Origin of the sequence: Melioribacter sp. Ez-97 (assembly GCF_051488665.1) — a bacterium.
Lineage (GTDB): Bacteria > Bacteroidota > Ignavibacteria > Ignavibacteriales > Melioribacteraceae > Melioribacter.
Map to the genome: position 1 here is coordinate 95,360 of NZ_JBPSEG010000002.1, position 12,631 is coordinate 107,990.

Here is a 12,631-nt window from a genome sequence, read left to right on the forward strand (position 1 = left end):
ATTTATTAACGACGAACAGCTTTCCAGGAGCTTACCGTTATTACGGAATAAAAAAGCAATCCGATTAAAAAAGAAACAGTAAAACCGAATGTTATGGATATAATTACCGCCAGCACTGAACCTGCAACCGACATAATACCGTTTAAGCCGTATAGCCACGGAATATATTTTTCAAAATTATTCTCCTTTAAAAAATGTATGCCTGCAGGAAACGGAATACCGAGCATAAAAGCCAGCGGCAATAATAGCATAAAAATTATGCCAGCCCGGGACGCAAGGTTAAGTCCTACCGCCCTATCCAGTATCAACGGATAAAATATGAATACTGCAATTCCATAGATTAAGATGAAAAGAGTGACGATTATTAAACGATAATAAAATTTACTCTTGATTATTTTTGGGCTATAAAAGCTGCCCAAGCCCATTCCAATCAACAATGACGAAAGGAGCACTGAAAGCGAAATAGTGGGAATTCCCAGATAAAGAATTAATTTCTGGAAAAGAGAAATTTCCAGCATCATAAAACCCGTCCCGATACAAACGAATAACAGAATCGAATAAAAGAGTTTTTTCCCGTCAATTCTTTCTTTTCCGGTTCGCTTTATATTATGCAGCGGAATAATAACAACAAACAACCCGGATAAAACAATCGCAATAAATAATTTCAGTAAATCTTGCGGCGCCCCCCGATTTACCTTATAAAAGAAAGGACTGTCGTCCCTCACGGGTGATATATCGTATTTATCCTTATCAATTAATTCCTCTATTGAATGGATACCTTCGTAAACCGCCGATAAAAATCGATTTTCCGGCGACTGCTCCAGTTGATTCCAGTTGTACGGCAAATAAGTTACCTGCGGCAAACTGTTTGGAATTTTTTTCAATGTATTTTTGATTTTGTTTATCTCTTCCCCAGAGAAAGCCGTTTTCTTAATTACAATAGTCGGAGCATAATCCTGCCCGATAATAATGAAGCGATTAAAAACATCGCGTTCGTTTATACCCGTTTCTTCAAAAGCATAGATAGCAGTTACTATGAGCCTGATTAATTCCCACCTGTTATGCACGGTAAAAATCAATTTGCCGTTTTGCGACAGTCTGCTGAGGTAATCTTTAATAGCCTCTACTGTCAGCAAATAATTTTCGTTTGACGCAATGTTGTCAATATTTTGAAGTTGTTCAGTCGAAGGCAATGCCATTACAATCAGATCAAACTTTTTATCGGTGCGTTTAATGTAGTTGCGCCCTTCATCCACTTCAATCCTGACATTCTTAAAATCCGTATAAATGCCGCCGTTAAATTCTTTTTGTTCTTTTACGATTTGTACAAAATCGGAATTAACTTCCACACCGTAAATTTCTTTTACTCCTTCAATCAAACCCACCAGTATTTCTTTGCCGCCGCCGGGTCCTATAACAAGCATACTCTTTTTTTCGTCCTCATCAAGAAACAAAAAAGGGATCGAAGTAGAGTGCTGAACTAAAAGTCTGCCGAGCGCGCTGCCCGGACTTTTAACGTCTCCGCCGAAACGATACATTTGCGAACCGGCAGAACCGTCAATAAATAATTGCTTAACGAGATCCTGATTCTTATACTTTACCAAATCAGAACGTCCGTTTATACTCCACCTGCTTTCCTCAATCTCGGATATATTCGCTGCGTCCGGATAAACGTAATAGAAATCTTTTTCCGGATAATAACCGATCGGGATTTTTCCGAGCAGCTCGTCATCCCCTTTTATAACTAAAAAGGCTATAAATAAAAACATGAAGGAATTAACGATATATTTAATCGAGCTACTGAAATTATTCGGAAAGGAATAAGATGCGATAATTAATAACAGCAGCGAAATAAATAAGACCCCGTTTGACGCGCCGAGTCGATTGAGTATCAATATTGAAGTTGCGGCGCCCAAAGCCGCTCCGGAAAGATCGGAAGCATAAAGCCTGAATCCGACGGACGCGTACATTTTATATATCTGAGAATAGACAATACCCGCAATAAAAAACGGCGCGGTTTGCAGCAAGAAATATAAGAATGGATTAGTTATTTTGAATAGGATAATCAACATGATAAATGCAATCAAAGAGAAACTCAAGGCTGTAATATATTTTTTCAGAAGTTTAATAATTTCATCTGCTTCCGAAGCCTTGATTTTATAATGCGCGTAAATGCTCCCCAGCCCGATTCCCAATATTGCGAGCGACAGAATCAAGAATGCATAGTTACTGACGAAAATTACCGACGATATGCGCGTCGATATTATTTCAAAACTAATTATCGAAAGAGAAAGCGTTAATAATATCAGGTAAATTTTTTTATTGTTCATATACTCTTTTATAACGAAAGCCTATTGGTTTTTTAATTGCCTGTGTATCACGGCTCTTAATTTCATTGCATCTTTAAAGCCTGGCGTAAGAGCCAAACTCTTGTTAAGATAAACTAAAGAGGAATCGAGTTCGTTATTTTTATAATATGCATACGCCAAATTATATGATAAATTAGCATCGCCCGGATTCGATTTATAAGCCTGTTTAAGATATTTAATTGCATTCCTATAATTGCCGATATACAACGCCATCAATCCGTTCCTGCTAGGGGTGTAATCATTCAGATTAATTTTATTTTGAGCATAGAAAAATCTCAAAGCTCCGTCGAGGTCTTTAAGAACGGGATACTGATAGATAATTACTTCCATATACTTCAGATAATCTTTAATTTCGTCTCTTCTAAGATGATAAGTAGCCGCTATCAGATGCGCGTCGACCCAGGATACTTTGTTTTCAATTCTGGCTGCGGCAAGAGAATCGATAAAATTTTTCGGATTCAGAATTCTCATAAAATCCTGCCGGCTGAATTTATGGTTTCTCTTCTCGGTAAAAGGCCAATCCGACTTGAGCAGTTTTGCATAGTAAACGCCAAGAACCGAATCCAAGCGTGTAAAAACAAAATTCGCCGCTGTTACGCTGTCCTGCTTTTCATACGGTATTTTACTTTCTCCAATCGAAGGCAGATAACTGAATTTAGACATCAAATCATAATACGATTTACCCATTAATTGATAGCCTTTAAGGTTGGGATGCAGATGATCGACTATCAGATTGTCCCCGACTATTCCGTACGGACTGGCGCCGTTAAATATCGAATCCAACGGAACTACCGGAACTTTATACTTAGTTCCCAGCCCGTCAATTATATCATTCATTATCCGGGGCGCTCGGAATCTGAGAGCGTCCAGATCCTTAGCAAGTACAAAAAGCGAATCGGCTTTTTTCAAATTACCTTTCTCCAATTCCCGGCGCGCAAAATCATAAACCTCAATTGCCGTATTATTACCCGGAGTTTCGACCGAGGCGAAAGGTTTTTGATCTTTCAGATTGCAAACAAGCCTGCCTAAAATAACCGGAATTCCTCTTTCTTTAGAACGTCGCAAAATTTCATCCATGTTTTCTCTGAATTGTCGTACGCCTTCTTCGAACTCCTCCGAATTAATTGGGATCAATTTGTCCCGGGCGATTTCCGACATAAGCGTGCCGTGCGGCTTAACTTTATCCGAAATAAACAAAGACGCTACCGTATTGATTGCGTCTCTTGTCAATTGCGTGATTTTGTACTTATTCAAATGCAACATCAACTTTATCAGAGCGCGCGACGATCCGTACGATTCCACCGAACCTACGCCCAGAGCGCCGTAATATTCGTTGTGCCCCGCATAAATTAAAATCAGATCCGGTTCCTTTTCCAATACACCGGGCAGCAAATCCAAAATCGTATATGAATTAACCGCCGTCATGGCGATATTAACCACCTCTATGTTTGCTTCGGGATATACAAGTTCCAATCTTTTGCGTATATATCTTGAAAAAGCGCCCATCGGATTAAACGGATAGCCTTGCGCGCTGCTGCCGCCTAAAACAAACACTCTGAATGTATTCGGTTTCTTATGAAGATCAAACACATCTTCAATTGTATTCGGCATAAAATTACCGCTTTGGAAATACCTTCTTCCGATTTCTGGATTGATAATTAGTTTGCCGCTGCCGGCTTCCACCCATTGTTCCGTATTGTAACCGTAATTAGTAATTCTTAGCAATATTTCCAGAAGGGCAATAAAAATAACTGGCGCCAACGCTAAAACTGCATAAAACCATTTTGGATAATTACGAGGAGAGCTTCTCAATATTTCTTTTATTTCTTTTACGGAAAGATTATATTTTTCAGACAGCTCTTCGGGTGTGTGCTTTTCAGCGTCGGCGAGTATTTTTTTTCTGATGTTTCTATATCTTTTCAAATTAATCTCAGATTAGATTAATACCATAATTTGTGAATACAAACTCCAACAATAAATTAGAAATTAAAAATCGTCATTGCCAATGATGAAATTAAAAAATGCTATTCCTAAGTTCCGTCAATCAATTTCCGTAACGCTTCTTCATAAATAACCGGTTTATACTTATTCATCAAATATTCTTCGATTTCCTTTTCTATCCGTTCCCGGTGGTAATTCTTAAAATCTTCGACGACTTTATCTTTAGCTTCTTCAAAACTCAATTGTTTTTCCGGTCTTATCTTGTAACATTTAATTAACGCATAACTTTTTTTATTGTTTTCTTCGAATTCGACGGGCTTTGCAACTTGGGATTCATTCAGAGCAAACGCTACTTTTCCGAAGACCGGCTTTTCGTCTTTGCGTAATGACTTTATTTCACCGCTGCGGTCTTTTATGTATGTCTTTACCAGATATCTACTTTTCACTTTTTCAAAAGGGACTCCGTTTTCAATCTTACGGTAAGCCGAGTCGGCTTCCTCTTTTGTGGGGAAAACCATTACAAAAATATTTCTTTTTTCGAGTTGATAGTATAAATCGTTTTTGTGCTTAAGATAAAAATCATACAGATCTTCTTCCGCAGCAGAAGGTATTTTCGACTCTATAACTGCCGTATTGTAGGTGCGAACCAAATGATTTTTTAATACTATATCGTCCGTGAACGGGTTGAAAATATTTTTCTTAAGATTCAGCGCTTCTGCTTTTTCTACAATCATCTCCGTTCTCAAAGCCTCCAGCAGGAATTCTTTCAATGTTTCCACAGAAATATTTTCACTATCTTTCAGTATTAATATGTTATCCAGCAGACTTAATAGTTTTTTGTAGTCGACATTGCCCCCGTTATAAGTCAAAATAATTTTGTTATTCCCCTTATTAATTTCTTCAGATATAATTTGCGAATATTTGCCTTTATAGAAATCCGGCATTTTCGACCACGTTAACAATTGTTCCAATGCCGCATCGTCCCACGACAATTTAGTTTCATCTATTAATTTTTTCTTATCGTTTTCAAATTCTTCGTAAGCGGGAGTATAGAAAATATTTTTAAGGTATGTAACAATTTCATGTCTTACCGAGTCGAAAGGCGGAACATCGACAGGCAGTATATCCGTAACTTCGATGATTTTAATTGAACTTGGCGTGTTTAATATTCTCAGATCGCCTTTATTCAATTTAAATACGACATTCGCAACAGGATCCAAAAGCGCCTGTTTCCAGTCGACAGGCGGCATAATACCGTTATTATTCGATGAATATTTTATTATCAGTTCATCAATATCTCGTCCTTTTTCAATTTCCGATTTTATTTCCAACGCTCTTTGTTCGAGTGAATCGAGCTGTTCGTTTGTTATGTTTTGATTCTTCGTTAACTCAATCTGTTTGTAGACGATTTTTCTGTCCATCATGCCGTAAACATTTTTCACAGTTTCTTCCGTTGTGTATTTATCCAGATAGAGAGACTTAAAATATTCCACAATCAGTTCTTCATTAATAATACGACTAACGCTTTTGATTAATTCGTTATTCTTATCCAATTCTCTGTCAAAAAAGTCCATTCTTTTAAACTGATTAACAAGCATATCGTGAAGGGCATTGCGATAAATATCCTCTCTGTTTCGATATTTCTTATTATATAACCAGTCAACGACGTATTTATTCAGATCATCAACCGTAACCGAATATTTATCCGCATACATTGCAACAATCGAGGCTTCTTTTTGCGGCGTCTGAGCAAAAAAATATGAGCTAAGCGTAAACAACGAGGCGGCAATTAGAAATAATAATCGGAAGCGCTTCATAAAATTTTCTCCGGTTCAGGATTTATTGTGATTTATTGTGAACGTCTGAAATAAATTCAGCATAATGTTATGGCATTATGCCATTTCACTTTTAATAAAAACAAAACCCCGATAACGGATTATCGGGGTTTTAAGTTAATAACAAATTTATTATTTGATTAGCATCATTTTTTTGGAGACTTTAAAATTATCGCTTTGCAATGTATAGATGTAAACTCCGCTTGCAAGATTAGATGCGTCAAATGTGACTTGATATTTTTGAGCCGATTTGAAACCATCTACCAAAGTCGCTACTTCCTGACCCAATGTGTTATATACTTTTAACGTAACGTTGCCCGGCTCCGGCAGCGTAAATGTAATAACAGTCGTCGGGTTAAACGGATTCGGGTAATTTTGTGACAATTCAAATTGAGTCGGGACTCCGCCAAGTTCTTTTACATCCGTAACGGTATGTCCGTTTTCAAGTGCTTCGACTAAGTCGCCATAAAACTTATCATGATTTGCGAGGAAGGTAGCTTTTGCATCGGGGAACCAGTTCAAATCGCCTACCGGCAATCCGTCCGTACCGCCTACTTTCAAGTCTTCATCGCTGTACGACAGGTCGATCGGGATCGGCCAATCCGAGTAAATGAAGTTTTCGCTGCCGAGGCTGTTTACTCTCCAATACGGCATTACCGCGGTGCTGGTGGTGTCGATAGTGGCAAGACTGAATTCTTTAAGAACATCTACCTGGTCCGTTAAGAGATCCGCCGTATTTGCAAAGTTAGGCAATTTCTCGTACCAGATACCTTCCGTCAGATAAGGATAGTTTGTATCGTCGTCGAAGAGGGATTTTGTACGGTCGTTCATTTTCATTGCCTGATTCATCCAGGTTGTAAACCCGTTTACAGCCATGCTGTTTGCTTCGGCGGCGAGATCGGTCAATCTGGAATCCCAATAAACCAGATTGGCTTCTACCAGCCATTTTCTGTCGACTTGCTCCATGCTTTCAGGCAGAACGGCAACGTCGATGATACCCTGCGGTTGACCGTCAATTGCCTGTTCGGAAATATCTTCCGTCATATTGGGTCGGAACGGCTGTACGTTGCTGTTTACGAAAATATTATTTGTTATTATGCTGTTGCTTTGAACGCCCTGAGTTTCGAATATTACATTCGAGCAGTTTACGAAAGTATTGTGATTTACATAGATGAATTTGATCGGGTAATTTCTGAATTTGTAGATGTACCCCTGAGCCATAACGTGAGTATTGTTTTCAACGTAGATAGTATCCGTATTATTATCTACGTTGTCGTATACGCCGCCGTTACGACGGCAAGCGCGGCCGCTCATGTTGACAAAATAATTGTCTTTAAAAAACAGTCTGTTGCCGGAATGCGCATTCGATTGTACGAATACCCACCAGTTGTGCTCCATCATATTATTTTGAAATACAATTTTACGGTCTGCGGCGCCTGAATTGAAGAATGCCCAGCCGTAAGTTCCGTCGGGAGCTCCGCAAATAATACTTGTATTCTTAACAGTCAAGTCGTGGCTCCATGTAATGCCGCCCGGGCTGGAACCGCCTTCGTCGGAGTAACCGGATATAATCGGCGGAGCAGCCTGTCTTTGAACGAGTATATCGTCGTCTGCGCCGACAATCACAGTAGGTCTGTCAGCGGGGGTAGTAAGAGTGGCTGACAAAGGATACCAGCCGGCCGTTTTCAATTCGTATACCCTGCCGGCAGGGGCGTCGGTATCGGCAGCGATGGCGTTACTCAATGAGTTAGCTTCGCCGCTCATGTCATAATAGTCTTTAATTACAAGAGTGTCGCCTCTGATCTCTTCGACGTAATCCATAAGCCCCTGAGCAAATGACGAAGAGAAAGAGAGCAGCAACAGTGTTAAGAAATAGGAAAATAATTTCTTCATAGCGTGCCTCCTAAATAATTAATTAAATGAATTAAATAACACATCCCCATGGTATTCAGTTTTTATTTTTAACTGAACAGCATTTAGATACATCAGAGCGTGTATCTCAAGTTAAGTTCGAATACCCTTGGCGAATACAATGTGGACGCTTCGTTGTCAATAATCGGACCGTCCACTGTCCTGCGGAACTTCCTGTAATTTTTAACGGGATCATGGAAAATGTTAATGCCGCTCAACGATACGCTTAAGCCTTCAATGGGCAACTGCTGTTTTATTGTAAAATCCCATTTGTAGATATTACCCGTGAATGTATCTTCTTCGGGTCGCTGTCCAACCGACGTAATAACGTTACCCTGCATATTGAAAGAAAGACGCGCCGAAAATCCTTTATAGTCGATACCCAAAGCAATGTTCAATATATCGTCGCCCTGATTAATCAAACGCGCTGTTCTTATAGTGTCGGTTGTGATATAATTTTCCCTGAATTTCCTTCTTCCCGTTACCGGGTCAATATATTCTTCACGCTGGACCTGATTGATTATTTGTTGATAGTCCATTTCGGACCATACTCTGGTGTAGTTTATATTCAACACAAGCGCATTTAACGGCTCGGGCAGATACCAGAAATTCGTTTGCCAATCGAATTCAAGTCCTTTTATTTTAGCCGGGGATGGATTGTTTACATATGTGTCGATTTTATCTGAACGTGCAGGCGGAGTTATTCCCTGAGATACCCAAAATGCGGAATCGGGGAAACTGACGCCGTAGTGAGAAAGATTTTGATAAAAGATCGTTGTCTGGAAAAATACATTTTCAATTTCTTTATAGAAGCCTCCGACCGTAAACAAACCGATTTCATTGTTATAGAACGAAAGATAAAGGTCGTAATTTGTGGATACTGCAGGCTTCAAATACGGATTGCCCGCGCGGTTAGTTAGACCCGGCGAGAAGTAGACGTTCGGAAGAATCGCTCTGAAATCAGGACGTGCGATTGTTTTGGAATAAGCAAGACGCACGTCTGCCCAGTCGGTAAATTTGTAACGCAGTTGAGCGTTCGGAAAAAAGTTGTTGTCGTCTCTGTCAACAGTGTTTAACGTATCAAGAATTCTTCCGTTACCGTCGACCGGGTGTGTAACATAAAAATTAGTTGCGCTGTATTTCATGTTGTAGTATTCATAACGTCCGCCCAATATCATCGATAGTCTTGTACCGAGATTAAAAGTGCCCATCAAATAGCCTGCGGTAAAAATCTCCGCGCCGCTGAAGTCTTCCGATACAGTTCCGTCTTTATGAACAGCTTGCCCCCATCCGGAACGGGCTCGCGTATAAAAGTCGTCCAGCATATCGATATTAAAAGCGTAATTATATGGATGCTCTCCGTTCAGGAAATATTTGCCTCTCGTATAATCTTTATTTTGTACGTCGGTAAAGAGAAGCTGATTTTGATTGCTGAGCGTTTTGCCCGGAATGAAATCCCGAACATTAGAATAGAAATCTTCGTCGCCGGTTCTTTTATACCAGCGATTTAAATCGTTGGAACGCGTGGTTCTTTTGAATTTACCTCCGACTTTGAAAGTTGAAGAGAAGTCCGAAGTGAATGAAACAGGTATAGTAAAATCGAGCTGTGAATTATAGATATGCTGTTTGAACGCCACTTCTCGAATTACAGCCCAATCCGAGATATCCGCGCCCTGATAGTCGGCGGGATCAATTTCTATATTCAATATTTCCGCCGGCGTGATTGTATTTCTCAAATTTGAATAAGAAATCCTGTTGCCGTTGGCGTCATATCCGAAAGGAGCTCCTGCCGCATTTGCAAAATTAGTATTATCTCCGGGATCGCCGTACCGGATATCGGTATTGCGGTCGCTGTACGAATGAGACAGAGTCAATTCCCCTTTTATATCTCCAAAGTTATATTCCATTTGAAAAGCGTTTGCCAGCAACGTTCTCTTGTATTTATCGCGGTTCAGAGAATAGATAACCCTGCTGTTCTGCAAGTCCAATTGCGTGTTATGTGTCGCATTGTCGTTTATTCCCTGCGATATCGTATTTTGAAGCAATAATTTGCCATCGGGCAATTTATAATCTAATATTATACTTCCCCCATATGTAGAAGTAATATTCTGTTGATCCTGGTATGTAAACGTATTAAGACGATATGGGGATTCTCCGTAAGGCAAAAATTCGTATCTCTCATAAGATGCCGAAATTTGATCTAAACCGTCGTCAAATCTGTCGGCGTTACCTTGAATAAAAACTCCAAGTTTATCGTCGAAATACCTGTTGCTTACGCTTGCCCAGAATCTGTAATTGTCGTAAGTTCTGTCCTGATGGTTCAAACTTCCCTGAGAAAGCATGTCGAAGTGAAAGCCGGAAGGAGCTTCGCGAAGTCTTAAATTAACAACGCCGCCGATTGCGTTCGCGTCCATATCCGGAGTTACAACTTTAACGACTTCAATACCGGAGAGCATATTGGCGGAAATAAATCCGAGATTTGTAGCTCGCGTATTAACGTCGGTCGAAGGAAGTTGAATGCCGTTAATGAGTATCAGATTCTGCTTTGCCTGTACGCCTCTGATAACCACCTGATCGCCGTTCATCAAAGAAAGACCAGGCAGCCTGCTCAAAGCGGTAGCCGCATCTGCGTCGGGTAATTCGTGTATTTTTTCCGCAGATACGACATTCTTAATCGTATTGGCGGTTAACTGCTGATTGATTGCGGTTTTCTGACCTTGAGCCTGAGCGGTAATAACAATTTCCTGCCCTTCAATTATCTGCGTAGCCAGCGCCACGTCGAGCTGTACGGTTCTGTTTGCTTGTACGTCAACCGTAAATTCTTTAGTAACATACCCGATATATCGCACTGCAACTTTATACGTGCCGGGTTCAATCTGGGCTATAACGTACTTGCCTTCTAAATCCGTTGCCGCCCCCAAACTTGTTCCTGCCAATAGAACATTTGCGCCCACTAAAGGTTCGCCTGTGGTGGAGTCGATTACAGTCCCGGCAATACGCCCTTTGCCCTGGGCTTGTATGATTGTTACGGAAATAACTAACAGAAGGATGGTTAATAGAAATTTAGAAATGATCTTCATAACACTCCCCGCTTTTATTTAATTATTTATGGGATAGAATCCCATTTATTAAAAATTTCAATCGGTGTTACTCAGAGTAATTAATCGCCCTTTAATGCCCTATCAAGTAGAATCTAAGTCAATTTTAACCAATATTTAATTGTTACAATATTTATTGTACCGTTTCAATATTATGGAAATTAGTTCAAGATGTCAAGCAATTTTTATCAAAATAAGAAAAGAAATTACTTAACTGTTTAAGTGAGATTACGCCCTCTCTTAAAATAATTCTGGTTCGTTTTAATGAAAAACCGGCTGTAAAATTACGAGCTTACGCCGAATCTGTAGATCGTAGTAGATTTGAAAATAGCTCCCGCCTGCAATATTGCCTGCGGAAAATTCTTTTTGTTGGGAGAGTCGGGAAAGAATTGCGTTTCGAGACATAATCCGGTTCTGAAATTCATGGGTATTCCATTTTTGCCTTTGACTTCGGGATTAAGATGATTGCCAGAATAAAACTGCAAACCCGGCATATCGGTTAATACTTCCATCTTTCTGCCGCTTCCCGGATCTATTAAAGTTGCAGCCGATTTCAAACTTCCGTCGTAGCCGTTCAACGCCCAATTGTGATCGTACCCTTTACCAATCTTTAATTGAGGATGCTCCGCATTAATATCCTTGCCGATTTCCTTAAACTGTCTGAAATCAAACGGGGTATTTACGACGGGCGCAATTTCGCCAGTCGTGATTGATTCTTCATCAACGGGCGTGTAATTGTCGGCATTAATCATTAACAAATGATTTTCAATTTTTTTGTTGAAGTCGCCGCTCAAATTAAAATACGAATGATGCGTCGGATTGAAGAGCGTTGTTTTATCTGAAATTCCTTCGTAATCAATTATAAGTTCGTCGTTTTCCGTAAGTGTATAAGTAACGGAAACTTTCAAATTACCCGGGTAGCCGGCTTCGCCGTCTTTGCTTAGGTATGTAAGCTTTATGCTTTTGCCTTTGTTAGATTCAACCGGTTCTGCATTCCATACTTTTTTGAAGAACCCCTCGCTTCCGCCGTGGAGGTGATTCTTCCCTTCGTTTTGCTCCAATTGATATACAATTCCGTCGAGTTCAAATTTTCCGTCCTTAATTCTGTTTGCATACCTTCCCGCTACCGCGCCTTGAAAAGTTTTATCATTTAAATACCCTTCCAAATTATCATAACCCAGTACTATATCACCGAACCGATTATTTCTGTCCTTCACAATAATATTTTTTACAATCGCGCCGTAATTAATTATGTTTATCTGCGCGCCGCTGCCGTTTGATAATTTATATTCTTTTATCTCGCTGCCGTCGTTCAGAATACCAAATAATTTTTCGCCGTCCATTATATTCCTTAATTGATATTTAATAAAAAACAAAGTTATTAATTTGTTCTGATTTTGTCTAATTGAAACGGTTTAATTATATTTGAAACTCGTTATTTATTCTAAAATTTTGCGCAATATTCACAAATAAAATC

The 12,631-nt window shown here is 39.7% G+C and carries 6 protein-coding genes; all 6 read right to left on the minus strand.

The window, feature by feature from the left end:
• Nucleotides 1–5 precede the first annotated feature (5 nt).
• The gene (locus tag ACSSWA_RS02775) at nt 6–2,330 is read right to left on the minus strand and encodes a hypothetical protein (RefSeq protein WP_437355060.1); all 2,325 of its coding nucleotides are present in this window, start codon (nt 2,328–2,330) and stop codon (nt 6–8) included.
• A gap of 21 nt (nt 2,331–2,351) precedes the next feature.
• The gene (locus ACSSWA_RS02780) at nt 2,352–4,292 is read right to left on the minus strand and encodes a GDSL-type esterase/lipase family protein (protein ID WP_437355061.1); all 1,941 of its coding nucleotides are present in this window, start codon (nt 4,290–4,292) and stop codon (nt 2,352–2,354) included.
• A gap of 107 nt (nt 4,293–4,399) precedes the next feature.
• Entirely contained in the window at nt 4,400–6,127 is a 1,728-nt protein-coding gene (locus tag ACSSWA_RS02785; protein ID WP_437355062.1) for a peptidylprolyl isomerase, read from the minus strand.
• A gap of 150 nt (nt 6,128–6,277) precedes the next feature.
• Entirely contained in the window at nt 6,278–8,038 is a 1,761-nt protein-coding gene (locus ACSSWA_RS02790) for a T9SS type A sorting domain-containing protein (RefSeq protein WP_437355063.1), read from the minus strand.
• A gap of 92 nt (nt 8,039–8,130) precedes the next feature.
• Nucleotides 8,131–11,136 carry a TonB-dependent receptor gene (locus tag ACSSWA_RS02795; protein WP_437355064.1) on the minus strand — a complete coding sequence of 1,002 codons (3,006 nt, stop codon included), beginning with the start codon at nt 11,134–11,136 and terminating at the stop codon, nt 8,131–8,133.
• 302 nt (nt 11,137–11,438) lie between these two features.
• Nucleotides 11,439–12,497, minus strand: coding sequence for an aldose epimerase family protein (locus ACSSWA_RS02800; protein ID WP_437355065.1), 1,059 nt, complete (start codon nt 12,495–12,497; stop codon nt 11,439–11,441).
• Nucleotides 12,498–12,631 lie beyond the last annotated feature (134 nt).

Coding starts and splice junctions, on each gene's coding strand:
- ACSSWA_RS02790 (WP_437355063.1), bottom strand. CDS start 8,038: ATGAAGAAATTATTTTCCTATTTCTTAACACTGTTGCTGCTCTCTTTC.
- ACSSWA_RS02800 (WP_437355065.1), bottom strand. CDS start 12,497: ATGGACGGCGAAAAATTATTTGGTATTCTGAACGACGGCAGCGAGATA.
- ACSSWA_RS02785 (WP_437355062.1), bottom strand. CDS start 6,127: ATGAAGCGCTTCCGATTATTATTTCTAATTGCCGCCTCGTTGTTTACG.
- ACSSWA_RS02795 (WP_437355064.1), bottom strand. CDS start 11,136: ATGAAGATCATTTCTAAATTTCTATTAACCATCCTTCTGTTAGTTATT.
- ACSSWA_RS02775 (WP_437355060.1), bottom strand. CDS start 2,330: ATGAACAATAAAAAAATTTACCTGATATTATTAACGCTTTCTCTTTCG.